22 protein-coding genes and 1 pseudogene are annotated in these 25,623 nt (G+C 73.4%); 13 read left to right on the top strand and 10 right to left on the bottom strand.

Translation table 11 applies throughout. The features are described 5' to 3' along the window. The first annotated feature begins 152 nt into the window (after positions 1 to 152). The 5 genes from rimO to IF99_RS0116675 all read left to right on the top strand — a co-directional run bounded on the left by rimO (position 153) and on the right by IF99_RS0116675 (position 4,431). Positions 153 to 1,652 carry a 30S ribosomal protein S12 methylthiotransferase RimO gene (rimO, locus tag IF99_RS0116695; protein WP_030997297.1) on the top strand — a complete coding sequence of 500 codons (1,500 nt, stop codon included), beginning with the start codon at positions 153 to 155 and terminating at the stop codon, positions 1,650 to 1,652. Continuing rightward, positions 1,649 to 2,578 carry a CDP-diacylglycerol--glycerol-3-phosphate 3-phosphatidyltransferase gene (pgsA, locus tag IF99_RS0116690; RefSeq protein ID WP_030997296.1) on the top strand — a complete coding sequence of 310 codons (930 nt, stop codon included), beginning with the start codon at positions 1,649 to 1,651 and terminating at the stop codon, positions 2,576 to 2,578. Before rimO ends, pgsA begins: the two co-directional genes overlap by 4 nt. Continuing rightward, a complete protein-coding gene (locus IF99_RS0116685; RefSeq protein ID WP_051703527.1) occupies positions 2,575 to 3,255 on the top strand; it encodes a CinA family protein in 681 nt (226 codons plus the stop codon). The genes pgsA and IF99_RS0116685 overlap by 4 nt, the downstream gene beginning before the upstream one ends. A gap of 109 nt (positions 3,256 to 3,364) precedes the next feature. Continuing rightward, positions 3,365 to 3,736: a helix-turn-helix domain-containing protein gene (locus IF99_RS0116680; protein ID WP_007821437.1), complete on the top strand. Its 372-nt coding sequence runs from the start codon at positions 3,365 to 3,367 to the stop codon at positions 3,734 to 3,736. Between the two features lie 221 nt (positions 3,737 to 3,957). After that, a complete protein-coding gene (locus IF99_RS0116675; RefSeq protein WP_030997294.1) occupies positions 3,958 to 4,431 on the top strand; it encodes a Dps family protein in 474 nt (157 codons plus the stop codon). A 296-nt stretch (positions 4,432 to 4,727) separates the two neighbouring features. On the opposite strand, the gene IF99_RS0116670 is transcribed toward IF99_RS0116675, so the two are convergent. Together IF99_RS0116670 and IF99_RS0116665 are read right to left on the bottom strand one after the other, a co-directional pair. Next, positions 4,728 to 5,519: an Fpg/Nei family DNA glycosylase gene (locus tag IF99_RS0116670; RefSeq protein ID WP_030997293.1), complete on the bottom strand. Its 792-nt coding sequence runs from the start codon at positions 5,517 to 5,519 to the stop codon at positions 4,728 to 4,730. A 66-nt stretch (positions 5,520 to 5,585) separates the two neighbouring features. After that, the gene (locus tag IF99_RS0116665) at positions 5,586 to 10,235 is read right to left on the bottom strand and encodes an ATP-dependent helicase (RefSeq protein ID WP_030997292.1); all 4,650 of its coding nucleotides are present in this window, start codon (positions 10,233 to 10,235) and stop codon (positions 5,586 to 5,588) included. A gap of 209 nt (positions 10,236 to 10,444) precedes the next feature. On the opposite strand from IF99_RS0116665, the gene IF99_RS0116660 reads away from it, so the two are divergent. The 5 genes and pseudogenes from IF99_RS0116660 to IF99_RS0116640 all read left to right on the top strand — a co-directional run bounded on the left by IF99_RS0116660 (position 10,445) and on the right by IF99_RS0116640 (position 14,778). Beyond that, entirely contained in the window at positions 10,445 to 11,368 is a 924-nt protein-coding gene (locus IF99_RS0116660) for an AraC family transcriptional regulator (RefSeq protein ID WP_030997291.1), read from the top strand. Positions 11,369 to 11,674: 306 nt separating this feature from the next. Then, positions 11,675 to 12,379, top strand: a pseudogene (locus tag IF99_RS30835) (AzlC family ABC transporter permease); the annotation flags it as partial. A gap of 212 nt (positions 12,380 to 12,591) precedes the next feature. Beyond that, positions 12,592 to 12,900 (top strand): AzlD domain-containing protein, encoded by a 309-nt coding sequence (locus IF99_RS0116650; protein WP_030997289.1) that lies wholly within the window; start codon positions 12,592 to 12,594, stop codon positions 12,898 to 12,900. A 46-nt stretch (positions 12,901 to 12,946) separates the two neighbouring features. Further along, positions 12,947 to 13,141, top strand: a complete 195-nt coding sequence (locus IF99_RS0116645; protein WP_030997288.1) for a DUF3046 domain-containing protein — start codon at positions 12,947 to 12,949, stop codon at positions 13,139 to 13,141. 311 nt (positions 13,142 to 13,452) lie between these two features. Next, positions 13,453 to 14,778: an AI-2E family transporter gene (locus IF99_RS0116640; RefSeq protein WP_030997287.1), complete on the top strand. Its 1,326-nt coding sequence runs from the start codon at positions 13,453 to 13,455 to the stop codon at positions 14,776 to 14,778. A gap of 72 nt (positions 14,779 to 14,850) precedes the next feature. On the opposite strand, the gene IF99_RS0116635 is transcribed toward IF99_RS0116640, so the two are convergent. Continuing rightward, a complete protein-coding gene (locus tag IF99_RS0116635) occupies positions 14,851 to 15,477 on the bottom strand; it encodes a LysE/ArgO family amino acid transporter (protein ID WP_030997286.1) in 627 nt (208 codons plus the stop codon). Between the two features lie 68 nt (positions 15,478 to 15,545). Between IF99_RS0116635 and IF99_RS0116630 the strand changes: the two genes are divergently transcribed. From IF99_RS0116630 to recX, 3 genes are all read left to right on the top strand, one after another. Next, complete coding sequence (locus tag IF99_RS0116630) at positions 15,546 to 16,451, top strand: LysR family transcriptional regulator ArgP (protein ID WP_030997285.1); 906 nt, start codon at positions 15,546 to 15,548, stop codon at positions 16,449 to 16,451. Between the two features lie 293 nt (positions 16,452 to 16,744). Further along, positions 16,745 to 17,881, top strand: a complete 1,137-nt coding sequence (recA, locus tag IF99_RS0116625; RefSeq protein WP_030997284.1) for a recombinase RecA — start codon at positions 16,745 to 16,747, stop codon at positions 17,879 to 17,881. A gap of 3 nt (positions 17,882 to 17,884) precedes the next feature. Continuing rightward, positions 17,885 to 18,508, top strand: a complete 624-nt coding sequence (recX, locus tag IF99_RS0116620) for a recombination regulator RecX (protein ID WP_078655117.1) — start codon at positions 17,885 to 17,887, stop codon at positions 18,506 to 18,508. A 426-nt stretch (positions 18,509 to 18,934) separates the two neighbouring features. Here recX and IF99_RS0116615 read toward each other — a convergent pair whose 3' ends face one another. The 7 genes from IF99_RS0116615 to IF99_RS0116590 all read right to left on the bottom strand — a co-directional run bounded on the left by IF99_RS0116615 (position 18,935) and on the right by IF99_RS0116590 (position 25,583). Then, positions 18,935 to 19,372, bottom strand: coding sequence for a rhodanese-like domain-containing protein (locus tag IF99_RS0116615; RefSeq protein WP_030997282.1), 438 nt, complete (start codon positions 19,370 to 19,372; stop codon positions 18,935 to 18,937). Continuing rightward, positions 19,369 to 19,944 (bottom strand): cysteine dioxygenase, encoded by a 576-nt coding sequence (locus tag IF99_RS0116610; RefSeq protein WP_030997281.1) that lies wholly within the window; start codon positions 19,942 to 19,944, stop codon positions 19,369 to 19,371. The genes IF99_RS0116615 and IF99_RS0116610 overlap by 4 nt, the downstream gene beginning before the upstream one ends. Before the next feature lie 101 nt (positions 19,945 to 20,045). Next, a complete protein-coding gene (locus tag IF99_RS35605) occupies positions 20,046 to 20,132 on the bottom strand; it encodes a putative leader peptide (RefSeq protein ID WP_324603596.1) in 87 nt (28 codons plus the stop codon). Positions 20,133 to 20,377: 245 nt separating this feature from the next. Further along, entirely contained in the window at positions 20,378 to 22,507 is a 2,130-nt protein-coding gene (locus IF99_RS0116605; RefSeq protein ID WP_030997280.1) for an FAD-dependent monooxygenase, read from the bottom strand. A gap of 505 nt (positions 22,508 to 23,012) precedes the next feature. Next, positions 23,013 to 23,918 (bottom strand): amino acid ABC transporter permease, encoded by a 906-nt coding sequence (locus IF99_RS0116600; RefSeq protein WP_030997279.1) that lies wholly within the window; start codon positions 23,916 to 23,918, stop codon positions 23,013 to 23,015. Beyond that, positions 23,915 to 24,580, bottom strand: a complete 666-nt coding sequence (locus IF99_RS0116595) for an amino acid ABC transporter permease (protein ID WP_030997278.1) — start codon at positions 24,578 to 24,580, stop codon at positions 23,915 to 23,917. The genes IF99_RS0116600 and IF99_RS0116595 overlap by 4 nt, the downstream gene beginning before the upstream one ends. A 160-nt stretch (positions 24,581 to 24,740) precedes the next feature. Then, the gene (locus IF99_RS0116590; protein WP_030997277.1) at positions 24,741 to 25,583 is read right to left on the bottom strand and encodes a glutamate ABC transporter substrate-binding protein; all 843 of its coding nucleotides are present in this window, start codon (positions 25,581 to 25,583) and stop codon (positions 24,741 to 24,743) included. Positions 25,584 to 25,623 lie beyond the last annotated feature (40 nt).

Here is a 25,623-nt window from a genome sequence, read left to right as displayed (position 1 = left end):
CCAGCCGCACCGCGCCGCCACCCCGTCCTGTCGCGTGTCCCCGCCGTACCGCGCGCCCCGGGGCCCTCGCCGTTTCGATACGTACACGTGCCCGAACCCGTACCGCCACCTGCGCGGAAGGCGCCGTCCGGGGACGAAGTAGTCTTGAGTCCATGCCCGAACGCCGCACCGTCGCTCTCGTCACCCTTGGCTGCGCCCGTAACGAGGTGGACTCGGAGGAGCTGGCAGGCCGCCTGGAGGCGGACGGCTGGGACCTCGTCGAGGACGCTTCGCACGCCGATGTCGCCGTCGTCAACACCTGTGGCTTCGTGGAGGCCGCCAAGAAGGACTCCGTCGACGCGCTCCTGGAGGCGAACGACCTCAAGGGCCACGGCAGAACGCAGGCCGTCGTCGCCGTGGGCTGCATGGCCGAGCGGTACGGCAAGGATCTCGCCGAGGCACTGCCCGAGGCGGACGGTGTGCTCGGCTTCGACGACTACGCGGACATCTCCGACCGCCTCCAGACGATTCTGAGCGGCGGCATCCACGCCTCGCACACCCCGCGCGACCGCCGCAAGCTCCTGCCGCTGAGCCCCGCCGCCCGTCAGGACACGGCCGGCGTCGCGCTGCCCGGCCACGCGCAGCAGGCCCCGGAGCCCGAGGACGTCGCGCCCGCCGACCTCCCCGACGGCCTCGCGCCCGCCTCGGGCCCGCGCGCCCCGCTGCGGCGCCGCCTCGGCGCCAGCCCCGTCGCCTCCGTCAAGCTCGCCTCGGGCTGCGACCGGCGCTGCTCCTTCTGCGCCATCCCCTCCTTCCGCGGTTCCTTCATCTCCCGCCGTCCCTCCGACGTGCTCGCCGAGACGCGGTGGCTCGCCGAGCAGGGCGTGCGCGAGGTCATGCTCGTCTCCGAGAACAACACCTCGTACGGCAAGGACCTCGGTGACATCCGCCTTCTGGAGACGCTGCTGCCCGACCTCGCCGCCGTGGACGGCATCGAGCGGGTGCGCGTCAGCTATCTCCAGCCCGCCGAGATGCGGCCGGGGCTGATCGACGTGCTCACCTCGACGCCGAAGATCGCGCCGTACTTCGATCTCTCCTTCCAGCACTCCGCGGCCGGTGTCCTGCGCGCGATGCGGCGGTTCGGCGGCACCGATAGCTTCCTCGGCCTGCTCGACCAGATCCGGGCGAAGGCCCCCGAGGCCGGGGTGCGCTCCAACTTCATCGTCGGCTTCCCCGGCGAGACCGAGGAGGACGTCGCCGAACTGGAGCGCTTCCTGACCTCGGCGCGCCTCGACGCGATCGGCGTCTTCGGCTACTCCGACGAGGAGGGCACCGAGGCGGCGACATACGAGACGAAGCTCGACGAGGAGGTCGTCGCCGCGCGCCTCGCGCGCGTCTCGCGGCTCGCCGAGGAGCTGACCGCCCAGCGTGCGGAGGAGCGGATCGGCGAGACCATGGAGGTGCTCGTCGAATCGGCCGCCACCGAGGACGAGCCGGCCCTGGGCCGCGGGCCCCACCAGGCCCCCGAGACGGACGGGCAGATCATTCTCACCGGCGGGGCGACGCTGCCGGACGGTGCTTCGCTCCGCGTCGGCCGTATGGTCGTCGCCAAGGTGATCGGCACCGAAGGCGTCGATCTCGTGGCGGAGTGTCTTGAGGAGGCAGGCAGATGACGGGAGCCCCGGCAACCGCCACGAGCGGCACCGGCGTCCCGGGCGGCAGCAGCGCCGCGGGAGCCGCGGGCACCCCCGGCGTCTGGAACATCGCGAACATCCTCACGATGATCAGGCTCGTCCTCGTTCCCGGCTTCATCGCCCTGATGCTCGTCGCCGGGGGTCACGACCCGGCGTGGCGCTCCGTCGCGTGGGCCGCCTTCACCGTCGCGATGATCACCGACCTCTTCGACGGGCACCTCGCGCGCACGTACAACCTCGTCACCGACTTCGGGAAGATCGCGGACCCGATCGCCGACAAGGCGATCATGGGCGCCGCGCTGTGCTGCCTCTCGGCCCTCGGCGACCTGCCGTGGTGGGTCACCGGCGTCATCCTGGGCCGTGAGCTGGGCATCACCTTGCTCCGCTTCGTCGTCATCAGGTACGGGGTCATCCCGGCGAGCCGCGGCGGCAAGCTCAAGACGCTCGCGCAGGGCGTCGCGGTCGGGATGTACGTGCTCGCCCTGACGGGGTGGCTCGCCTCGGCGCGGTTCTGGGTCATGGCCGTCGCGGTCGCGCTCACCGTCGCGACGGGGCTCGACTACGTGCGGCAGGCGATCGTGCTGCGCCGCGAGGGCATCGCCTCGCGGCGCGCCGTCGTCCTCGACGAGGAGCAGGCGCGTGACCTCCGCACGGGCGACCGCCTGGAGGCGGCGGTGCGGGGCACGGTGCCGCGTGAGGTGGCCACCGAGGACGCGGACGGTGCGGCGGCGAGCGGTGAGGTGTCGCGGGACGGCGCGGTGCGGGACGTGACGCCGCGGGACGGCGCGGTGCGCGGTGTCGTGGCGGAGGGCGCGGGCGCGGAGGGCGGTACGGCGCGGGAGGCCGCTCCCGGCGACGCCGCGGCGCGCGACGCCGCCGCGCGTGGACGGAGGAGCCAGGCATGAGCGCGACCGACGGCGACGGTTCCCTGCCCGAGAACGCGGCGGTCGACGTCATCGCGCTCGCGGCCGAGGCCGGGCGGACCCTCGCTGTCGCCGAGTCCCTCACCGGTGGCCTGGTCGCCGCCGAGCTGACCGCCGCGCCCGGGGCGTCCGCCGCCTTCCTCGGCTCCGTCACCGCGTACGAGACCGAACTGAAGCACCGGCTGCTCGGCGTCGACTCCGCTCTCCTGGCCCGCGAGGGCGCCGTCCACCCCGAGGTCGCCGCGCAGATGGCGGCGGGGGTACGGGACGCGCTCGGCGCGGACTGGGGCGCGGCGACAACCGGCGTCGCGGGTCCCGAGCCGCAGGACGGCAAGCCCGTCGGTACGGTGTACGTGGCGGTCGCCGGGCCCACCGACGGGCACGTTCCCGGCCCTCCGGCGGCCGACACGAGCCTCGACCACCATGGAACCGCTGAGGAGAGCACGAGCCTCGACCACACAAGTGGTGCGGAAGACGCTGAAAAGCGGTCGGTAACAGGTTTGACCGGTGCACGCGGCGAGAAAATTCTGGCACTGCGGTTGAACGGTGACCGTACGGAAATCCGTAGGGATAGCGTGCGAGCCGTGCTGGGCCTGCTCCGCGACGAACTGATCAGAAACGTGCGCGCACAGGATACGGAAGAAAACGGGGGGACTTGATGTTTACAGCCCTGAGTGAACACGTCTTCGCTCCCCGCACGGCCACTGTCCCAAGCGGTACGGTGGGGCGAGAAGGATGCGGTTACACGGTCCGAGGAGGGAGCCACCGATGATTCTGCTCCGTCGCCTGCTGGGTGACGTGCTGCGTCGGCAGCGCCAGCGCCAGGGCCGTACTCTGCGCGAAGTCTCCTCGTCCGCCCGGGTCTCGCTCGGCTATCTCTCCGAGGTGGAGCGGGGGCAGAAGGAGGCTTCCTCCGAACTGCTCGCCGCCATTTGCGACGCGCTTGATGTACGGATGTCCGAGCTGATGCACGAGGTCAGCGACGAACTCGCCCTCGCTGAGCTTGCCGAGTCGGCAGCCGCCGACCCGGTGCCGCCGGTACGCCGTCCGGTGCTGAATTCGGTGTCCGTCACGGGTGTCCCGCCCGAGCGGGTCACCATCAAGGCGCCGACCGAGGCAGTGGACGTGGTCGCGGCCTGAGCGGGCCGCACGACGCACGCGCCCCACGTATGGCGGAGCCCCCACCGGGTACTTCGGTGGGGGCTCCGCCTTTCGCGTTCCCGGGCACCGCCCGCCCGTCCATCCGGCCGCCTTCCGGCGCCGGACCGGGTTCCTCGGTGTGACCTGCTTCACCGCGTTATGTCATGGTTGAAGGAACGGAACGGGGGCACCTGAGTCGTGAGTGAGATGGAGGAATTCGGATGTACGTAGTGAAGAGCCCCCTTGCCGAAGCCGATCTCAAGATCGTTTCCGACGCGCTCCAGGGCGCGCTGGTCGACCTCGTGGACCTCTCCCTGGTCGCCAAGCAGATCCACTGGAACGTGATCGGCCCGCGCTTCCGCTCGGTGCACCTCCAGCTCGACGACGTCGTGGACTCGGCCCGTACACACATGGACGAGGTCGCCGAGCGTGCCTCGACCCTCGGCGTCTCGCCGGACGGCCGCGTGGGCACCGTCGCCGCCACGAGTGGCATCGACAAGATCGGTGACGGCTGGATCAAGGACAACGACGCGGTCGCGGCCATGACCGACGCCCTCGCCGCCGCCATCACCCGGCTGCGCGAGCGGGTCGCGGCGACGGCCGAGCCCGACCCGGTCACCCAGGACCTCCTCATCGCGATCACCGCGGATCTGGAGAAGCACCACTGGATGTTCCAGGCGTCGAACAAGGAGTGACGTTTCCTCGCGGGCACCCGTACCCGTGGGGAGGAGCCGGGCCCCCATGTCGCGTTGAGCGGCGTGGGGGCCCGGCTTTGTCGTGGGGGAGGTGGGCCGGGGAGGGGGCGAGGCGGGACGTTGCGGGGGGCCTGTTAGACGTTTGGTGGGCGAGGCGTGATGGCGCGTGGCCAGGGGTGTCGCGTCAGGTCGCGCGGGTGGGGAGGACATGTCGCTCGCGGTGGCGGGCGTGTCGCCGAGGACGCACACGCCGCAGGTGGTGGCCCCTGGGGGCCGCCTTCGTCCGGCGCGTCCGCTCAGTGCGGGGCCGGGCCCTCCTGGCAGCCCGGGCACCAGTACGTGGGACGGGCCTTGGTGCCGTCGCCCTGGTCGGCCTCGCGGACGGTGGCGCCGCAGCGCAGGCAGGGGCGTTGGGCGCGGCCGTAGACGTACAGGGGGGTGTCGCGGCGGCCCGTCGTGTTGCGGCGGAAGGTGTCGCGGTTGGCGTGCAGGAGGCGCGCGGCGAGGGCGGGGGCGCGTTCGGGCGCGGGGACGTCGCCCACCGGGGTCCAGGGGGTGACGCGCAGCAGGAAGCACAGCTCGCTCTTGTAGACGTTGCCGATCCCCGCGAGATTGCGCTGGTCGAGCAGCGCCTCCCCGAAGGGACGCTCCGGCGCGGCGCGGAGCCGGTCGAGCGCGACGCCGCCGTCCCAGTCCGGGCCGAGGAGGTCGGGGCCGAGGTGGCCGACGGCGCGGTCCTCGTCGGCCGTCCGGAGCAGTTCGACGACGGGGAGGCGGTACCCGACGGCCGTACGGGCCTCGGTGCCGAGGATCGCGCGGATCTGGTGACCGGGACCGCCGCGCCAGCGCTCGCCCGCCTCGTACACGCGCCACGCGCCGTCCATGCGCAGGTGGGTGTGGAGTGTCAGTCCGCCGGAGAGGCGGGTGAGGAGGTGCTTGCCGCGCGGCGTCACGTCGTGCACCTCGCGGCCGGTGAGGTCCGCCGTCGCGAAGCGCGGCACGCGCAGGTCGGCGACCGTGAGCCGCTGGCCTGCGAGCGCGGCGTGGAGCCGCCGCGCCGTGTGGAACACGGTGTCGCCCTCGGGCATGGAACCTCCTCCTGCCGATGCCGATGCCGATGCCGATGCCGATGCCGATGCCGGTGTCTCAGCGTTCTACTGTGCCCGCAGCCGCAGCCCCCTCGGCGTCGCGTGGAAACCGGCCGACTCGAGGACCTGGGCGAGCGGCGCGGTGAGCGCGGGCGCGCCGTTGATCCGCTCGACGGTCAGGGTGCCGAGCGCCCCGGCCCCGGCCGCCTCCGCGAGGGCGCCGAGGGCCTCGGCGAGCCGGGGGTCGTCCGGGTCGACGGCCTCGTCCGGCGTGGCGGGCCATACGAGAAGCGTCTTGCCGCCCCGTTCGACGTACACGGTGAGCGCTCCGTTGACGAGGACGACGAGCGAGCCGGCCTTGCGGCCCGGTTTGTGCGGCGTGTTCTCGGGCGGTTCGGGCCAGGGCAGCGCGGCGCCGTAGGCGTTCGCGGGGTCGGCGGCGGCGAGGACCACGGCGCGGCCTGCCCGCTCGTCGCCGCGTTCGGCCGCCGTCGCGACGGCGCGCAGCCGGTCCACGGCGCCCTCGACGGCGAACTGCGCGGCACCGAGCCCTTCCACCACGTACCCCCGCCGCGCCTGCCCGTTCTCCTCGAAGGCGGCGAGCACCCGGTAGACCTTCGAGAAGCCGCCCTCGATACCCTCGGCCGCGACGGTGCCGCGCGTCACCACGCCGTAGCGGTCCAGGAGCGTACGGGCGAGGGCGTGCGCGCGGACCGTGGGGTCGCCCTCGCGCGGTGGGAGCAGGGACCAGCGGCCGGCGACGGTGGGCGGCCCCGAGCGCGAGGCGGTGCGCGCGGCGGCGGTGAGGGACCCGTACCTGCCGCGCGGCACGGTGCGGCGCGCGCGGTGCGCCGTCGAGCCCGCGGTGCGCCCGGAGCCGAGCAGGGCGCGCAGCGGCGCGAGCGTGTCGTTCGTGAGCCGGCCCGACCACACCAGGTCCCACAGGGCGTCGGCGAGTTGTGGGTCCGTCACCTCGGGGTGCGTCGTGCGGACCTGCCCGGCGATCTGGCGGAAGAAGAGCCCGTAGCCGCCGGAGAGCGCGTCCAGGAGCGACTGGTGCAGCGGGGTCGGTTCGAGCGGGAGCGGCTCGGGGAGGAGGAGCGGTGCGGAATCGGCCGGGTAGAGGCCGATCCAGCCGTCCTTGCCGGGCAGGGCACCCGCTCCGGCCCACAGCAGTTCGCCCGCCGAGGTCAGCTCGTCGAGGAGCGCGGGGCTGTACGCGGACAGGCGCGAGGGCAGGACGAGACGTTCGAGCGCCGAGGCGGGCACCGTCGCGCCCTGCAACTGCTCGACGGCGCGCACGAGGCCGTCGACGCCGCGCAGCCCGTTGCCGTCGAGATGCTGCCAGCGGGGCAGGAAGTCCGCGTACGCGCTCGGCGCCACCGGCTCCAGCTCGTGCCGCAGCGCGGCGAGCGAGCGCCGTCGCAGGCGCCGCAGCACCGTCGCGTCGCACCACTCCTGACCGCGTCCCGCGGGGTGGAACTCCCCGGCCACGACGCGTCCGCCCGCCGCGAGCCGCTGGAGCGCGCCCTCGGTCACGGCGGTGCCGAGACCGAAGCGGGTCGCGGCGTCCGCCGTCGTGAACGGGCCGTGCGTGCGGGCGTAGCGCGCGAGGAGGTCGCCGAGCGGGTCCTTCACCGGCTCCGTGAACGCCTCGGGCACGCCGACGGGCAGCGCGGTGCCGAGCGCGTCGCGCAGGCGTCCCGCGTCCTCGATCGCCGCCCAGTGCGCGCGGCCCGCGATGCGCACCTCGATGGCGCGGCGGGTCTCCGCCAGCTCCCGTACGTACGCGGGCTCCGCGCCGCGCGCCGCCAGCTCCTCGTCGGTGAGCGGCCCGAGCAGGCGCAGCCGGTCGGCGACGCCCTCGGCGTCCTTGACGGCGCGGTCCTCCGTGAGCCACTGGACCTCGCGCTCCAGCTCGGCGAGGACCTCCGGGTCGAGCAGTTCGCGCAGTTCGGCGCGGCCGAGCAGCTCGGAGAGCAGGCGCGAGTCGAGCGAGAGCGCGGCGGCGCGGCGTTCGGCGAGGGGCGAGTCCCCCTCGTAGAGGAACTGCGCGACGTATCCGAAGAGCAGTGAGCGGGCGAAGGGGGACGCCTCGGGCGTCGTCACCTCGACGAGGCGGACGCGGCGCGCCGCGATGTCGCCCATCAGCTCGCGCAGCCCCGGCACGTCGAAGACGTCCTGGAGACACTCGCGGACCGCTTCGAGGACGATCGGGAACGAACCGAACTCGCTCGCGACCTGGAGCAACTGCGAGGCGCGCTGGCGCTGCTGCCACAGCGGGGTGCGGCGGCCGGGGTCGCGGCGGGGCAGCAGGAGAGCGCGCGCGGCGCATTCGCGGAAGCGCGAGGCGAAGAGCGCGGAGCCGCCGACCTCGTCGGTGACGATCCGCTCGATCTCCTCCTGGTCGAAGAGGGTGTCGGAGGCCCCGACGGGAGCCTGCTCGCTGTCGTACTCGGTGCCCGGGGTCCTCTTCGGGGCGGCGTCGGCGTCGATGTCGAGCAGGTCGAGGCCGAGGAGGTCCGCGTCGGGCAGGCGCAGCACGATGCCGTCGTCCGCGTGCACGACCTGCGCGTCGAGGCCCAGCTTCTCGTGCAGCCGTGAGCCGATCGCGAGGGCCCACGGCGCGTGCACCTGCGCGCCGAAGGGGGAGTGCACGACGACGCGCCAGTCGCCCAGTTCGTCGCGGAAGCGCTCGACGACGATGGTGCGGTCGTCGGGGACGTGCCCGCAGGCGCGGCGCTGCTCCTCCAGGTACGCGAGGAGGTTGTCCGTGGCCCAGGCGTCGAGCCCGGCCGCGACGAGGCGCAGGCGCGCGTCCTGCGGCGACAGGCCGCCCAGTTCCCGTACGAAGGCGCCCAGGGCGCGTCCCAGCTCCAGCGGCCTGCCGAGCTGGTCGCCCTTCCAGAACGGCAGCCTGCCCGGGACGCCGGGCGCCGGCGAGACGAGCACGCGGTCGCGCGTGATGTCCTCGATGCGCCACGACGTCGTGCCGAGCGTGAAGACGTCGCCGACGCGCGACTCGTACACCATCTCCTCGTCCAGCTCGCCGACCCGCCCGCCGCCCTTCTTCGGGTCCGAACCGGCGAGGAAGACGCCGAAGAGGCCGCGGTCGGGGATCGTCCCACCCGAGGTGACCGCGAGCCGCTGCGCCCCTGGGCGGCCCGTGACGGTGCCCGCGACGCGGTCCCACACGACGCGCGGGCGCAGCTCGGCGAAGGCGTCCGACGGATAGCGGCCCGCGAGCATGTCGAGCACCGACTCGAAGGCGGACTCGGGCAGTGCGGCGAACGGCGCGGCGCGACGGACGAGCGCGAGCAGATCGTCGTACTGCCAGGTGTCCAACGACGTCATCGCGACGAGCTGTTGCGCGAGGACGTCGAGCGGGTTGGACGGGACGCGCAGCGCCTCGATGAGGCCGCCGCGCATCCGCTCGGTGACGACGGCCGACTGCACGAGGTCGCCGCGGTACTTCGGGAAGACGACGCCCGTCGAGACCGCGCCCACCTGGTGCCCCGCGCGGCCGACGCGCTGGAGCCCGGAGGCGACCGAGGGCGGCGACTCGACCTGCACGACGAGGTCGACGGAGCCCATGTCGATGCCCAGCTCCAGGCTCGATGTCGCGACGACGGCGGGAAGCCTGCCCGCCTTGAGGTCCTCCTCGACCTGCGCGCGCTGCTCCTTGGAGACCGAGCCGTGGTGGGCCCGCGCGAGCACGGGGGGCGCGCCCTTCGCCGGGCCCGATCCGCCCATGAGCTGCGCGGGGCCGTGGTCCTCGGGGAGGGCCTCGCCGGTGGCGCGCTCGTAGGCGATCTCGTTGAGGCGGTTGCACAGGCGCTCGGCGAGACGGCGCGAGTTGACGAAGACGATCGTGGACCGGTGTGCCTGCACGAGGTCCGTGATGCGCTCCTCGACCTGCGGCCACACGGAGGGCGACTCGCCCTTGTCGTCCTCACCGACGGGCGAGCCGCCCATCTCTCCGAGGTCGGGCACGGGGACGACGACGGAGAGGTCGAATTCCTTGCCGGAGACCGGCTGCACGACCTCGGCCTTGCGCTGCGGCGACAGGAAGCGCGCCACCTCGTCGACGGGACGCACCGTCGCGGAGAGCCCGATGCGGCGCGCGGGGCGCGGCAGCAGCTCGTCGAGCCGCTCCAGCGACAGCGCCAGGTGCGCGCCGCGCTTCGTGCCCGCGACGGCGTGCACCTCGTCGAGGATCACCGTCTCGACGCCCGTCAGCGCCTCGCGCGCCTGCGAGGTGAGCATCAGGAAGAGGGACTCGGGCGTCGTGATGAGGATGTCGGGGGGACGTGTGGTGAGAGAGCGGCGCTCCGCGGCCGGGGTGTCGCCCGAACGGATGCCGACGCGGATCTCCGGCTCGGGCAGCCCGAGGCGCACGGATTCCTGCCGGATACCGGTCAGAGGGCTGCGCAGATTGCGCTCCACGTCCACGGCGAGGGCCTTGAGAGGGGACACGTAGAGCACGCGGCAGCGCTTGCGGGCCTCGGCGGGAGGGGGTGTGGACGCGAGGCCGTCGAGCGCGGCGAGGAAGGCGGCGAGGGTCTTCCCCGAACCGGTGGGGGCCACCACCAGGACGTCCGACTCCTTCTGGATGGCGCGCCACGCGCCCTCCTGCGCGGCGGTCGGCGCGGAGAAGGCACCCGTGAACCAGTCACGGGTGGCGGCGGAGAACCCCTGGAGGGCAGAAGCGGCCATGCTCCCATCGTGCACCGTGGCACTGACAACGGCTGGGGGGTGGGGGTGCGCGTCGTCCGGGTGGTGCGGGGCGCGTCGGCTGCGTGGCGCGCGCAGGTCGGGGCGGGGACGTCGCGTAGCGCGGCGCGTACGGGGTGGCCGCACGTCGCGGCGCGTCCGCACCGTGGAACACTCGCCGCGCGCCGTCCGGTCCCTCGCACAATGGCGCCATGAGGGCGAGCGAGGGAACGGCGCGAGGAGCGGCCGAGCGGGCACGGCACTGGCGGTACGCGGAACTGCCCGGCGTCGACCTCCTGCGCGCCCGCTACGTCCGCAAGACCTTCGCGCCGCACACGCACGAGCACTACGTGATCGCCGCCGTGACCTCCGGCGTGGAGGTCTTCCGGCACCGCGGCAACGAGGAGTACGCGGGCGCGGGCAGCCTCGCCCTCGTCAACCCGGACACCCCGCACACCGGGCGCGCCCAGGGGCCCGAGGGCTGGCGGTACGGCGCCGTCTACCCGGCCCCCGCTCTCGTCGCGGAGATCGCGCGGGAGACGACGACGCTGCGCGGCGCCCCGGGCTTCGCCGCGCCGGTCCTGGCCGATCCGTACGCGACGCGCCTCGTCCACCGCGTCCTGCGCGCGGCGGAGGAGGGCGACGCGCTCGCCGCCGACACGCTGCTGCGCGTCACGGTCACCCGGCTGCTGCGCCGCAACGGGGGGCCGCTGCGTGCCAGGGCGGTGCGCGGCGCGGGGACGCGCGTCGCGGCCGAGGCGCGCGACCTCCTCGCGGGCCGCCTCGACGACCCGCCCTCGCTCGGCGAACTCGCCGCCGTGCTCGGCACCGGCCCGTACGCCCTCCTGCGTGCCTTCCGCGCCGCGTACGGGATGCCGCCGCACACGTGGCTCACCGACGCGCGGGTACGGGCCGCCCGCCGCCTCCTCGACGCCGGCCTCGCGCCCGCCGACGTGGCCCACGCCGTGGGCTTCAGCGACCAGCCGCACTTGAACCGCCACTTCACCCGGATCGTGGGCGTCCCGCCCGGCGCGTACCGCCGCGAGCGACTGCCGGGCGCGACGCCGCGTGGGGAGAGGGGGACGGGGCGGGCGGACGGCGCGACGTGGCGTGCGGACGACGGCGCGGCGCGGTGAGGGGGCTGACGTCGCGCGGTGAGGGCCTGACGCCGCCCGGCGACGGGGGTCTGACGTCGCATGTGACCTGGGGTGACGTCGCGGGGCGAGGCGGGCGACGTCGCGTGGGGTGGGCGCGCGGTGGCGCGCAAGAACGTACAAGACGCCGCGTGCGCGCGCTCCTAGCCTGAGCCCGTGAACAGTGAGAACCGGCCAACGCCGGACGGACCCGCCGCCTGGGCGCCGCCCGACGTCGCACCGCCACCCGACATCACGCCGCCTTCCGTATCCGACGCGGCGCCCCACGCCGCGTCCGGGGCGCACTCCATGGAGCGCAAGCCCGACGCCGCCGTCGTGCGCGACGCGCTCGGCGTGGGCATCGCGGTGGGCCTCTCCGGCTTCGCCTTCGGGGTCACCTCGGCGGGCGCCGGGCTGAGCATCGCGCAGACCTGCGCGCTGAGCCTTCTCGTCTTCACAGGGGCCTCGCAGTTCGCGCTGGTCGGCGCGCTGGCGGGTGGCGGGGGCGCGTACGCCGCGGCGGCGGGGGCCTTCTTCCTCGGCGTGCGCAACGCCTTCTACGGGCTGCGTCTGTCGCAACTGCTCCAGGTGCCGCGCGCGCTGCGGCCACTCGCGGCGCAGTGGGTCATCGACGAGACGACCGCCGTCGCGCTCGCCCAGCCCGACCGGCGCGGCGCCCGCATCGGCTTCACCGTCACGGGGCTGTGCCTCTACGTCCTGTGGAACCTGACGACGCTCCTCGGAGCGGTGGGTGCGGAAGCGATCGGCGACACCGACGCGTGGGGGCTCGACGCCGCGGGCCCCGCCGTTTTCCTCGCGCTCCTGGCGCCGATGGTGCGCGGCACCGCCGAGCGCGCGGTGGCCGCCCTCGCCGTCCTGCTCGGTCTGGGTCTCCTGCCGGTCCTCCCGGCGGGCGTCCCGGTCCTCGTCTCGGCGCTCGCCGCGCCCGCCGTGCTGTGGGCGCACGGCAGGCGGACGGCGCGCGGCGCGAGCGGCCCACGCCGCGCGGGCGCCGCGACGTCGCGCACGGATGCCGCCGCCCCTTCGCGTATCTCGGATGTCGCGCCATCGGACGCGAACGCCCCCGTGACGCCGCGTCGCGAGGCCGACTCCGGCCCCGCCGACTCGGACCCCGACGCCGCCCCGGTCTCCGAGGCCATCCCGGGGTCCGACGCCTCCGCGCCCGACGACGCCGCCCGTCCCGACGCCCCGCAGGAGGACGAACGATGAACATCTGGCTCGCCGTGGTGCTCACGGCGGTCGGCTGCTACGCGGTGAAGCTGGCCGGGCTCCTGGTGCCGGGCGGTGTCCTGGAGCGTCCCCTCGTGCGGCGGCTCGCGGCGCTGCTGCCCGTCGCGCTGCTCGCGGCGCTCACCGCGCAGCAGACCTTCGCGCACGGCACGTCGCTCGGCATCGACGCGCGCGCCGCGGGTGTCGGTGCCGCCGCGCTCGCGCTGCTGCTGCGCGCGCCGTTCCTCGTGGTCGTCGGCGCCGCGGTGCTCGTGACGGCGGGGGTGCGGGCTCTCGCGGGCTGAGCGCCCCGGCGCGCCGGACGTCGCGGTGATCGCGGATACTGGCCCCATGCGGTTGACGGTCTTCTGGAGCAAGATGACGGAGCACTTCGGCTCGGGGTACGTGGAGTCCTTCGCGCACGATCACGTCATGTCCCAGCTCGGCGGGCGCACCGTCGAGCAGGCGCTCGCCGACGGCTGGGAGGCGAAGGACGTGTGGCGCGCCGTGTGCGAGGCGGCCGACATACCGGAGAGCGAACGCTGAGGGGCTGTCTCCTACCCGTACCGCCGCAGGTGCCCCGTACCCGTCCCCCGCGGCGGGCGTGACCCACCCGCCCCGTACCGCCGCGACGGCCGCGGCCCCGCCCCCGTACCCCTGCGGACGAGAGGCCGATCCGGCCAGATCGTGGCCGGGAAGCGTCGGGGGGCCGGGCGATTGTCCGAATGTCCGAGGCGTAGGCGAGACTGACTGACGTGGCAGTGACAGATGAGACCACCGGAGGCACGGCTGTGCCGGGCGCGGACGCCCCCGGGCCCCCTGCCTCCGGCTCCGGGGCGGACGGGCAGGGCGGGCGCATGCCCCGCTGGCTGCCGCGTGCCATGGTCTCCGCGCTGCTCCTGATCGCCTGTTTCCAGCTCGGCACCTGGGCCTTCCACCGGCTCACAGGACTGTTGATCAACGTCCTGATCGCCTTCTTCCTGGCCCTCGCGATCGAGCCGGCGGTGAGCTGGATGTCGGCGCGCGGGATGCGGCGCGGCGCCGCGACGGGAATCGTCTTCCTGGGCGTCCTCATCTTCGCCGCGGGCTTCGTGACGCTGCTCGGCTCGATGCTCGCGGGGCAGATCCAGAACATGGTCGAGGACTTCCCGAAGTACCTCGACTCGGTCATCAAGTGGGTCAACGGGACGTTCCACACCGAGCTGTCGCGCCTTGAGGTGCAGGACAGCGTGCTGCACTCGGACTGGCTCCAGCGCTACGTGCGCAACAGCGCCTCCGGGGTGCTCGACGTCTCCGCCCAGGTGCTCGGTGGCCTGTTCCAGCTCCTGACGCTGCTGCTCTTCGCGTTCTACTTCGCGGCCGACGGCCCACGGCTGCGCCGCGCGCTGTGCTCGGTGCTGCCGCCCGCGAAGCAGGCGGAGGTGCTGCGGGCCTGGGAGATCGCGGTCGACAAGACCGGCGGCTACCTCTACTCGCGCGGCCTGATGGCGCTCATCTCGGGCATCGCGCACTACATCCTCTTCCAGGCCCTCGGCATCCCCTACGCGCCCGCGCTCGGAGTGTGGGTCGGGCTCGTCTCGCAGTTCATCCCGACCATCGGCACGTATCTGGCCGGGGCCCTGCCCATGCTGATCGCCTTCACCGTGGACCCCTGGTACGCGGTGTGGGTGCTGGTGTTCGTCGTGGTCTACCAGCAGTTCGAGAACTACCTGCTCCAGCCGAAGCTCACGGCGCGCACCGTCGACATCCACCCCGCCGTCGCCTTCGGCTCCGTGATCGCGGGCACCGCGCTGCTCGGCGCGGTCGGCGCGCTCATCGCGATCCCGGCCGTCGCGACCTTGCAGGCGTTCCTCGCGGCGTACGTGAAGCGGTACGACGTGACGGACGACCCCCGCGTCATGGGTCCCCGCCCCCGCCCCGGCGGCTCCCTGACGCTCGCCCGCGTCCGCCGCGCGCTCCGGGGCCCGAACGAGCCGGGCAGTCCGCCGTCGGCCGAGGCGGAGCGAGCACCGGAGGACTCGTCCCCGGAGACCTTGGGCGACGCCCCCTCGGAGACGTCAGGTGACGTCTCCCCGGGGACCCGGGACGAGGCGCCGCCGGAGATCGGCGGGCGACGCGGCGACGAGGACGGGGGCCAGCGCGGAGAGGGCCGCGAGGACGAAGGGCCACATCCGCGCCGCTGAATCCGCGCGGCGGGTACGGAGCACGTGTGCTCCGTGGCGTGTGCGGAGCGCGCGTCCCGCGCGGCGTACGTGTCAGAGCGTGCGGATCAGCAGCGAGCCGCCCATGACGAGCATGGTGGCCGCGACCAGCCCGTCGAGGAGCCGCCACGCGCCGGGGCGGGCCAGGACGCCGCCGAGGAGCCTGGCCCCGTAGCCGAGCGCGGCGAACCACACCAGACTGGCGAGCATCGCGCCCAGGCCGAAGACCCACCGCAGCGAACCCCGGCCGGAGGCGACCGAGCCGAGCAGCAGCACGGTGTCGAGGTAGACGTGCGGATTGAGCCAGGTCAGGGCGAGGCAGGTGAGGACAGCGGCGCGCGCGGAACCGGCCGCCGCGCCCCGCGCCGTCAGGGCCTGCGCCCCGGCGGGCCGCAACGCGCGACGGGCGGCGAGCACCCCGTACCCGAGCAGGAAGGCGCCGCCCGCGAGGCCGACCGCGGTCAGCGCGACGGGCCACGCGGTGACCAAAGCGCCGAGTCCCGCCACGCCGAGACCGATGAGGACCGCGTCGGACGCCGCGCAGATCCCGACCACCGCGAGCACCGCCTGCCGACGTGCCCCCTGGCGGAGGACGAACGCGTTCTGCGCGCCGATGGCGACGATGAGGGACATACCCGTCCCGAACCCGGCGAGAGCCGCCGAGAAGATGCCGTTGTTCACGCTCCGACGCTAGGGAGCGGCACCGCATGAGTACAGCTAAAGCTTTTTACGTAGCATTAGCGCTCGTGATGGATTACCTCCCCCACGACCAGGTCCGCACGCTCCTCACCGTCGTCGACGAGGGCACCTTCGACGCGGCGGCGGCAGCGCTGCACGTGACGCCCTCCGCCGTCAGCCAGCGGATCAAGGCGCTGGAGCAGCGCGCGGGGCGGGTGCTGCTCCAGCGGACGAAGCCGGTCAGGCCCACGGAGTCGGGCCAGGTGGTGGTGCGCTACGCCCGGCAGCTCGCCGCGCTGGAGCGGGACGCGTGGACGGAACTCGGCCTCGCTGTGGGAACGGCGCCCGCCCGGCTGCCTCTCGCGGTGAACGCGGATTCCCTGGCCACCTGGTTCCTGCCCGCTCTGACCCGGGTCCCGCAGAGCCCGCCGGTCTGTTTCGAACTGCGCCGCGAGGACGAGGCGTACACCGCCGCGCTGCTGCGTGAGGGGCGCGTGATGGCGGCGGTGACCTCCTCGGCGGAGCCGGTGGCGGGCTGCACCGTACGCGCCCTGGGCCTGGAGCGGTACCTCCCGGTCGCGAGCCCCGGATTCGTGGCGCGTCACCTGGCGGACGGGCCGCTGGAGGAGCGGCTGCCCCGCGCGCCGGTGATCGTCTTCGACCGGCGCGACGAACTCCAGGACCGTTTCGTGCGCTCCCTCGTCCCCGGCGCGCCGGGCGCGGGGCCGCTCCGGCACTACGTGCCCACGTCGGAGGGCTTCTGCGACGCGGTGGGCGCGGGACTCGGCTGGGGCCTCGTGCCGGAGCAGCAGGCGGAACCCCTGCTGCGCGCGGGGGTTCTCGTGGAACTGGTGCCCGGCCGGACGATGGACGTGCCGCTGTACTGGCAGCAGTGGAAGCTGGACGTCCCCGCGCTCTCGCTCGTCGCGGAGACGGTGGCGGCGGTCGCGGCGGAGTCCCTGCACGCCCCGAAGTGAGCGTTGTCGGCGGCGGTGGGTGCGGGCGGCCACCGCTCCCGCCCCGGCGACGGGCACGGGCGCGCGCCTCCGGTGCCGGGCGGCGTGCCGACTTGACACAGAAATCGAACACGCATTCTTATGAAAAACCTGATGCGCCGTTCTGCCCAGGTGGTGCCCCCTGTCCCACGCTTCGCGCGTGCCCGGGACCGGGAGTTATCCACAGGTCAGGAGGCGGTCGCGGCGCATTGTCAGTGGCAGGCAGTAGCGTCTTCGACGTGAAGCGATCGACTCAAGCAAATCGGGTGGAACCCATGGCAGGCACGGACCGCGAGAAGGCGCTCGACGCCGCACTCGCACAGATTGAGCGGCAGTTCGGCAAGGGCGCCGTCATGCGCATGGGCGAGCGGCCCAACGAGCCCATCGAGGTGATCCCCACGGGCTCGACGGCGCTCGACATCGCCCTCGGCGTCGGCGGGATCCCGCGCGGCCGCGTCGTGGAGGTGTACGGCCCGGAGTCCTCCGGCAAGACCACACTGACGCTGCACGCGGTGGCCAACGCGCAGAAGGCCGGCGGTTCCGTGGCCTTCATCGACGCGGAGCACGCGCTCGACCCGGAGTACGCGAGGAAGCTCGGCGTCGACGTCGACAACCTGATCCTCTCCCAGCCGGACAACGGCGAACAGGCCCTGGAGATCACGGACATGCTGGTCCGCTCCGGTGCCCTCGACCTCATCGTCATCGACTCGGTGGCGGCCCTCGTGCCGCGCGCCGAGATCGAGGGCGAGATGGGCGACTCGCACGTCGGCCTCCAGGCCCGCCTCATGAGCCAGGCGCTCCGCAAGATCACCAGCGCGCTCAACCAGTCGAAGACAACCGCGATCTTCATCAACCAGCTCCGCGAGAAGATCGGTGTGATGTTCGGCTCCCCCGAGACCACCACGGGTGGCCGAGCGCTGAAGTTCTACGCCTCGGTGCGCATCGACATCCGCCGCATCGAGACCCTCAAGGACGGCACGGACGCGGTGGGCAACAGGACCCGCTGCAAGATCGTGAAGAACAAGGTCGCCCCGCCGTTCAAGCAGGCCGAGTTCGACATCCTCTACGGCCAGGGCATCAGCCGCGAGGGCGGGCTCATCGACATGGGCGTCGAGCACGGCTTCGTCCGCAAGGCCGGCGCCTGGTACACGTACGAGGGCGACCAGCTCGGCCAGGGCAAGGAGAACGCCCGCAACTTCCTCAAGGACAACCCCGACCTCGCGGACGAGATCGAGCGGAAGATCAAGGAGAAGCTCGGCGTAGGTGTGAAGCCGGAGACGGCCGAGAAGCCCGAGGGCGAGCCTGCCGCGAGCGAGGAGACGGCCGAGACCCCGGCCGGCGCCAAGACCGTGCCCGCTCCGGCCGCGACCAAGGCACCCAGGGGAGCCAAGGCCACAGCCGCCAAGGGCTGAGCCGTGACACGACGCAGTGAGTACACGGCCCCCTTCGCGGGGGACGGGCACGGTGACGGTACGGAGGGAGGGGAGCCGCCGGCGGCAGGGTTCCCCTCCGCCCGGGCCAGGCGCCGCGATGAGCAGCCTCAGGACCCGGTGGAGCAGGCCCGGGCGATCTGCCTGCGCCTCCTCACCGGGACGGCGCGGACCCGCAAGCAGCTCGCCGAGGCACTGCGCAAACGGGAGATCCCCGAGGAGGCGGCCGAAGAAGTGCTCTCGCGCTTCGAAGAGGTCGGTCTCATCGACGACGCCGCCTTCGCCGGGGCCTGGGTCGAGTCCCGGCACCACAGCCGAGGACTCGCCCGCCGTGCCCTGGCGAGAGAGCTGCGGACGAAGGGGGTCGACAGCGGCCTCATCGACGAGGCGGTGGAGCAGCTCGACCCCGAGCAGGAGGAGGCGACCGCCCGCGAACTCGTCGACCGGAAGCTCCGGTCCACACGGGGACTCGACCGCGACAAGCGCCTGCGCCGGCTCGCGGGGATGCTCGCGCGCAAGGGCTACCCCGAGGGCCTGGCCCTGAGGGTCGTGCGACAGGCGCTGGAGGCGGAGGGGGAGGAGCTGGAGGACTTCCCGGACGGGGTGTAGCGGACGGGGCAGGACGCGGAGGTGTCACGAAGCGGGAGGCGCCGCCGGGCGGAAGGCAGCGGTCGCGCGGGCGCATCGGGCTCGGAGGGGGCGCGCGGGGCTGCCGGGATCGCCAGGACAAAGCGCTCGTCGGCGCGACGGCGTGGGGGTGGGCCCACGGCCATGGCACCCGGGGGTGGCGTGGCCAGGCGTGCGGCTCACTGGGGCGGAGTGTGTGGGGCGACGAGTGCCGCCGGTGGGAAATGCGCCCCGGGCGGGTATCGGCGCGCTCCCCGGGGCCTGGGCTGCGCGCGGGATGGCCGCGGGAGGCAGGAGGGCGGCGTTGGGCAGGGCGTCAGCAGGTGGAGGGACTTGGCATCCCCGCCTGCGCCCCGGGCATGCCCCGCACGCTTTCGCGTGTGGGGCCCCACCGTGCTCCAGCCGCCCTCAGCCCTCGACGGCGGGGCGGGCCACCGTGCCCGGACCCGGTTCCACCGGGAGGCCGGCCGCGCGCCAAGCCTGGAAACCGCCGTCCAGATCGGTGGCCCGGTGCAGGCCGAGACGCCGCAGGGACTCGGCCGCGAGGGTGGAGGCGTAGCCCTCGTTGCAGATCACCACGACCCGCAGGTCGGAGCCGCTCGCCTCCGGGAGGCGGTGGCTCCCCGTCGGGTCGAGCCGCCATTCCAGCTCATTGCGCTCCACGACCAGCGCGCCCGGAATCACGCCGTCGCGCTCGCGCAGTGCCGCATAGCGGATGTCTACGAGAAGGGCGCCCTCGGCGGCGGCGTCCCTGGCCTGGTGCGCGCTGAGCCGGTCCAGTCCGGCCCGTACCTGGTCGATGAGGCGGTCTATGCCGCTCGGCCCGGACGGCGGGGGAGTGGTCACTGCCAGTCCTCCGGACGCTCGACCTCTTCGAGCCGGAGCAGCGGCCCCGTACGGCTGTAACGGCGCATGAGCGGGAGCGGCGGGTAGTAGGCGTGCACGGAGACGGCGTGCTCGGCGCCGGATTCGTTGAGCACTTGGTGGACGTGGTGGCGGCCGAAGGCGCGGCCCTCGCCCGTGGAGAGTGCGCGGCAGCGGTCGACCCCGTTCTCCAGCTCCAGCGTGCGCCAGCCCTCGGTGGGCAGCCGCACGGCGAGCGAGTCCTCGCGCAAGGTTCCGGCGGCGGTCGCGAAGGCGCCCTGCGAGCCGCCGTGGTCGTGCCAGCCGGTGCCGGTTCCGGGCGGCCAGCCGATCAGCCACGCCTCGCTGCCGCCGGGCCCCACCAACTGGACCCAGGTGCGATTCCCGGGATCGAGGGGCAGGGTGGCGACGAGGTCGGCGTCGGCGGCCGTGGCGCGGACGAAGTCGAGGAGTTCGGCGGGGCTCGGCCCCGCGGCGGCAGGGGCCGGGGCGGCGGCCGGGAGGGTCGCGGTGCCGGGCGCGGGGACAGGCATGGCGGGCGTGGTGACAGACATGTGAACCGTCCTGGGTTCGCTGAGGGTGCGCAGCGCGAGAGGGGCCACGACAGGCCAGGTCGCGTACGCGGGGGAGGGCACAGAGGTGCCGGAAGGGGAGTTCAGCGAGAACGGCGACACACGCAGCCCGCGTAGCGCAGCAGGTCCATATGGACCCGTCGCCACAGGCGCACATCGGTGTCGGTCATGATCCGGAGTAGACCATGGCGGCGGAGAGCCGTCAATTCACCCGTACCCGGCGGCTGATGGCGCGCGGGGAGCGGGACGGAAGGCGGCACGCGCCTGCCGTCCGCCCCTCGCGCGCCCGCGCCGACCGCGCGCTCCCTCCCGTACCGCCTGCGGCGCTGCCCGCGCCCCTGCGTCGCGTACTGACCGCGCGCCGTGCGCCCCCGCCGCCGCAGAAACCTCCGCGCAAGCCCCGTGTCCTGGCCGCTCACTCGCTCCCGGGGCGCGTGATGAGCCGCCGGGTCTCGGTGTCGCCGCGTGCCCCGGAGACGGCGCCCTCGCGGGAGGGCTCGCCCCTGCGGGGCGCGGGCGGCTGGTCCGCCGCGCCGGGACCGGGCGCCGGACCAGGCCGCGCGCCCCGGGACGGCACGTCCCCGCCGCGGCTGCCGTGCGCGATCTCCGCGTCCCCGCCACGGCTGTCATACGCAGGCTCCGCCTCGGCGTCGCCGGGTGCTCCGCCGGACTCCGCGTCGCCCCGGGGGCCGTCGCCCGGCTCCGCCTCGTCCTGATACGCCCCGCCGGGCTCCGCGCCGTACGCGCCGTCCGGGTCGTCGCCGTACGCGTCGTCCTCCTCGGGCCGGCCGCTCACCGCGCCGTCCGGGTCGCTCGCACCGTCCCCGGGCGCGTCCGCGCCGCCGTACGCCGCTTCGGCCGCCCCGTAGAGCGCCGTCGGCTGGACTCCGTGCAGGGCCGTGACGAGATGGCCGTCGGGCCGGACGAGCAGCACCGTGTGGGCGGCGGCGCCCGGATAGCTCTCGGCGACGAGGAGTTCCGCGCGGCACGGCAGCGCGTCCACGGCGGCGGCGAGGCGCGGCATGATGCCCGCCGTCCGCCAGTGCCGGGCGTCCCACACGCCCGTGCCGGGAGCGATAAGCAGGACGAGGAAAACGCCGCGGCCGAGGCGCGCGGAGAGCGGCGCGGACGTGCCGTCCTCGCTCATGGCGAGCACGTCGGCGGCCGGGGCACCCGGAGCGGTGCCCACCGCGACCGCGGTGTCGGGCGCGCGGGGCGCGAGCGGTGAGCGTGCGTACGAGGGCGGGGCGCCGAGGGGGCCGTCGCCGAGGTGCGCGTCGCTCAGCAGCGACTCGTGCCCGCGCGCCGTGCCGGGCACCAGTTCGCGCAGCAGACCGCCGCCGCGCAGTATCGGCAGCGACTGGTCGGCGGCGCGCAGCCGTGCCGCGACCGCGCCGAGCCGCTCGGCCTGGTAGCTGTCGAGCAGCGCGGCGCCCGCCTCGCCGCGCGCCGCGGCGGCGAGCTTCCAGGCGAGGTTGCGCACGTCGCGCAGCCCTTCGTCGAGCCCCTGTGTGCCGACCGCGCCGACCAGGTGGGCGGCGTCCCCCGCGAGGAACGCGCGGTCCACGCGCCAGCTCCGCGCGAGCCGGTGGTGCACCGTGTACACGCCGGTGTCAAGGAGCTCGTACGGCGGCGTCTCGCCCCCGCACCACCCGGCCAGGGTCTCCCGTACCCGCGCCACGAGGGCGTCGGGTGTGACGAGGTCGCCCTCGGCGGGCAGCAGCCAGTCGAGGCGCCACACGCCGTCCGGCAGCGGACGCGCCGCGATCTCCGGGCTCGCGCCGCGCCACGGCGGCGAACGGTGCAGCAGCGCCTCGCCCGGGTGCGGCAGTTCCGCGCGGAGCGCCGCGACCGCGTGCCGTTCCAGGCCCGAACGCCCGGGGAAGCGCACGCCGATGAGCTTGCGCACCGTGGAGCGCGGCCCGTCGCAGCCGACGACGTGACTGCCGCGCCACCAGTTGCCCCCCGCGCCGCGAGTGCGCACCGTCACGCCGGCCGCGTCCTGCTCCACCGCGACGACGCGGCTGTCGGCGACGAGCGTCACGAGCGGCGAACCGATGAGCGCCCGGCGCAACGCCACGGCGAGGGCGTGCTGCGGGATGTGCAGCGGTGCGGCGAACAGCTCTCCCGCACGCGACCTGGCGGCGCCCTCCGCGGCGTCGCCCTCGCCGAACACGATGTGTCGCACCGTCTGCTTACGGCGCATCAGGCGCCAGCCCGACCACCGGCTCCCGGCAGGGTCGACGTCGCCCTGCGTGACCGGCGACGCGGGGGGAAGGGCGGCGCGCGCGATGTCGGCCGGACCACCGCCGCGCGGATCGGCGCGGACGGGGCCGGGGGCCCGCGGCGGGCCGGAGAGCGCGGCGCCCGTCAGCTGTTCGAGCCAGTTCGCCGTGTCGGCGCGCAGCACCGCCGTACGCGCGAGTCGTTCCTCGTCCTTCCACGAGCCCTCGTCGAGGACGACACAGGGGACGCCGTGCCGGGTCAGGGCCAGCGCGAGCGCGAGACCGACAGGACCCGCGCCCACCACGATCACCGGTTCCACGGCAGCGCTCCGGTGGGGTCCCGGTCGGAGGAGGCTTCGGTGATGCGTGCGAGTGGAAACCGGTGCGTGATCACAGACCGTATGCAACCTATTGCCGGTGCCCGCGTCAAGCGAAGCACCCCCGGGCGCGCGGGGCACGAACCCGCCGACGGCTCCGCCGGGCGCGGCGTCGGCGCGGCGAGGGGGCGCGGGGGAGCACGTACGGGGAGCCGACGCGCCCTTGGCGCGGTGACGCGCGCACGCCCCGGCGCCGCCAGCACGCGTACGCGCGACGCCCTCAGCACGCGTACGCGCGACGTTCCCCGCCCCCGGCGTTGCGACGCCTCCCCCGCGCGAAGCACCACGCGCAAAGGCGGGACGAAAGCCCCCCAAGGCTCTCGTCCCGCCCTCTTGTGCGCGTCCGCTTCGCGTGCCCCGCCGCCGACGGGGCACCCGTAGCGGGAGACCGGAGCCTCCCGCGTGCGGGCCGCGAGACCCGGATGTACCGGGAGTCTGTGGCAGGCCGTCAGGCGTCGGCCTTCACCGGCTGGACGCCGGTCGTGCCAGTGCCGCCGGTGTCCACCGCGGTGGCACTCAGGACCGCTCCGGTGGACTTCTTGCCCGCGCGCAGTCGCTTCTCCAGCCACGTCGCGAAGCTCGTGAGCGCGAAGTTCACGACGATGTAGATCAAAGCGACGATGGTGAAGCACGCGATCGTGTTGGCGCCGTAGGCGGCCGACAAGGGGCGCACGGAGTTGATCAACTCGGAGAAGCCGAGGAGCGAGCCGCCGATCGCGGTGTCCTTCACGATGACGACGAGCTGGCTGACGATCGCGGGCAGCATCGCGCTGACCGACTGCGGCAGCAGGATCGACCGCATCGTCTGCCCCTTGCGCAGCCCGATCGCCTGCGCGGCCTCGGTCTGGCCCTTGGGGAGCGAGAGGATGCCGGCGCGAACGATCTCGGCGAGCACCGAGGCGTTGTAGAGCACGAGGCCGGTGACCACCGCGTAGAGCGGCCGGTCGTCGGTGGAGACCGAGGTGTACTCCGCGTAGACCTCGTTGGCGACGAGCATCATGATCAGGACCGGGATCGAGCGGAAGAACTCGACGAGGGTCGCCGAGGGCACTCGCACCCAGACGTGGTCCGAGAGCCGCGCGATCCCGAACACCGCGCCGAGCGGCAGGGCGATGACCATGGATATGGCCGCGGCGAGGAGCGTCTGCCCGAGGCCGGGCAGCAGGTACGTGGTCCACGCCTGGCTGTCCGTGAAGAAGGGCTTCCACTTGACCCAGTCGAGCTGGTTCTTGTCGTTCAGCTTCACGACGAGCCACCACACGACGAGGGCGGCGACGACGACGAAGAGGACGGAGTAGACGACGTTGCGTGTCTTGGCCCGGGGGCCCGGGGCGTCGAAGAGCACCGAGGTCATCGCTTGATCGCCACCTTCTTGCTGACCCAGCCGAGAATGAGCCCGGTGGGGAGTGTGAGTACGACGAAGCCGAAGGCGAAGACGAGCGAGATGAGCACGAGCTCGGCCTCGTTCTCGATCATCTCCTTCATGAGCAGGGCGGCCTCCGCGACGCCGATGGCCGCCGCGATCGTCGTGTTCTTGGTGAGTGCGATGAGGACGTTGGCGAGCGGGTTGACCACCGAACGGAACGCCTGCGGAAGGATGATGAGCGTCAGGACCTGGCGGAAACTCAAGCCCAGCGCGCGGGCCGCTTCCGCCTGCCCCATCGGGACCGTGTTGATGCCCGAACGGACCGCTTCACACACGAAGGTGGAGGTGTAGAGAACGAGCCCGAGCACTGCCAGGCGGAAGTTGATCGCCTTGAAGTCGCTCGCGCCCAGATCGATGCTGAGCGTCTGGAACAGGCCGAGCGAGGTGAAGACGATGATCACCGTGAGCGGGATGTTCCGCACGATGTTGATGTAACCGGTGGCGAAGCCACGCATCAGGGGGACAGGGCCGACCCGCATGGCGGCGAGCACGGTGCCCCATATCAGGGAGCCCACGGCGGAGAGCACGGTGAGTTGCACCGTTACCCAGAACGCCCCGAGCAGGTCGTAACCTTCAAGAAAGTCGAACACGATCTCCCGTGCTTCCACGCGGGGGATGGGCCCGGCGCGTGGGCGTCACCGCCCGCACACCGACCGCACCCCGACTACTGTCCCGCGCGGTCCCCGCCCGCCGCCGCGTGGTGGCGGGCGGGGAAGCGCACGCGAGCTGTCATCTGCTGAGCGCCGTCGCCTACTTCTTGACGTCGCCGATCGCCGGGGCGGGCTCGTTCTTGTAGTTCGCCGGGCCGAAGTTGTCCTGGACGGCCTTGTCCCAGGACTTGTCCTCGACCATCTTCTTCAGGGCGTCGTTGATCTTGCCCTTGAGGTCGCTGCCCTTCTTGACGCCGATGCCGTAGTTCTCGTTCGTCATCTTGAAGCCGGCGAGCTTGAACTTGCCCTGGAACTCCTTCTGGGACGCGTAGCCCGCGAGGATGGAGTCGTCCGTGGTCAGCGCGTCGACGGCCTTGTTCTCCAGGCCGGTGAGGCACTCGGAGTAGCCGCCGTACTCCTGGAGCTGGGCCTTCGGGGCCAGCTCCTTCTTGATGTTCTGGGCGGAGGTGGAGCCGGTGACCGAACAGAGCTTCTTGCTGTTCAGGTCCTTCGGGTCCTTGATGTCCTTCTCGTCCGCACGGAGCAGGATGTCCTGGTGGGCGAGGAGGTACGGGCCCGCGAAGTCGACCTTCGCCAAACGCTCGTCCGTGATCGAGTACGAGGCGGCGATGAAGTCCACGTCGCCGCGCTCAAGCATCGTCTCGCGGTCGGCGCTCTTCGCTTCCTTCCACTCGATCTGGTTCGTCTTGTAGCCGAGGGCCTTCGCGACGTACGTGGCGACATCGACGTCGAAGCCGGCGAACTTGCCGCTCGGCAGCTTCTGGCCGAGACCCGGCTGGTCGAACTTGATCCCGATGGTGATCTTCTTGCCACCGCCGGAACCGCCCGAAGCCTTGTCGTCGTCGTTCTTGCCACAGGCGCTGGCGGCGAGGCCGACGGTGAGGACCACGGCGACGGCGGCGGAAACCTTACGGAACTTCATGGTGAGTCCTTCGATAACGGTCGATCGTGATCGACGGCGG

The sequence above is a fragment of the Streptomyces sp. NRRL F-5630 genome (assembly GCF_000719475.1).
Classification (GTDB): Bacteria; Actinomycetota; Actinomycetes; order Streptomycetales; family Streptomycetaceae; genus Streptomyces.
The sequence above is the reverse complement of the archived record's forward strand: the minus strand, read 5'-3'. Positions and strand labels throughout refer to the sequence as shown.

Coding starts and splice junctions, on each gene's coding strand:
- IF99_RS0116670 (WP_030997293.1), bottom strand. CDS start 5,519: ATGCCCGAGGGCGACACCGTGTTCCACACGGCGCGGCGGCTCCACGCC.
- IF99_RS0116665 (WP_030997292.1), bottom strand. CDS start 10,235: ATGGCCGCTTCTGCCCTCCAGGGGTTCTCCGCCGCCACCCGTGACTGG.
- IF99_RS0116640 (WP_030997287.1), top strand. CDS start 13,453: ATGCCCCGCTGGCTGCCGCGTGCCATGGTCTCCGCGCTGCTCCTGATC.
- IF99_RS0116610 (WP_030997281.1), bottom strand. CDS start 19,944: ATGTCTGTCACCACGCCCGCCATGCCTGTCCCCGCGCCCGGCACCGCG.
- IF99_RS0116645 (WP_030997288.1), top strand. CDS start 12,947: ATGCGGTTGACGGTCTTCTGGAGCAAGATGACGGAGCACTTCGGCTCG.
- IF99_RS0116590 (WP_030997277.1), bottom strand. CDS start 25,583: ATGAAGTTCCGTAAGGTTTCCGCCGCCGTCGCCGTGGTCCTCACCGTC.
- recA (WP_030997284.1), top strand. CDS start 16,745: ATGGCAGGCACGGACCGCGAGAAGGCGCTCGACGCCGCACTCGCACAG.
- pgsA (WP_030997296.1), top strand. CDS start 1,649: ATGACGGGAGCCCCGGCAACCGCCACGAGCGGCACCGGCGTCCCGGGC.
- IF99_RS35605 (WP_324603596.1), bottom strand. CDS start 20,132: ATGACCGACACCGATGTGCGCCTGTGGCGACGGGTCCATATGGACCTG.
- IF99_RS0116600 (WP_030997279.1), bottom strand. CDS start 23,918: ATGACCTCGGTGCTCTTCGACGCCCCGGGCCCCCGGGCCAAGACACGC.
- IF99_RS0116660 (WP_030997291.1), top strand. CDS start 10,445: ATGAGGGCGAGCGAGGGAACGGCGCGAGGAGCGGCCGAGCGGGCACGG.
- rimO (WP_030997297.1), top strand. CDS start 153: ATGCCCGAACGCCGCACCGTCGCTCTCGTCACCCTTGGCTGCGCCCGT.
- IF99_RS0116675 (WP_030997294.1), top strand. CDS start 3,958: ATGTACGTAGTGAAGAGCCCCCTTGCCGAAGCCGATCTCAAGATCGTT.
- IF99_RS0116685 (WP_051703527.1), top strand. CDS start 2,575: ATGAGCGCGACCGACGGCGACGGTTCCCTGCCCGAGAACGCGGCGGTC.
- IF99_RS0116630 (WP_030997285.1), top strand. CDS start 15,546: ATGGATTACCTCCCCCACGACCAGGTCCGCACGCTCCTCACCGTCGTC.
- IF99_RS0116680 (WP_007821437.1), top strand. CDS start 3,365: ATGATTCTGCTCCGTCGCCTGCTGGGTGACGTGCTGCGTCGGCAGCGC.
- IF99_RS0116650 (WP_030997289.1), top strand. CDS start 12,592: ATGAACATCTGGCTCGCCGTGGTGCTCACGGCGGTCGGCTGCTACGCG.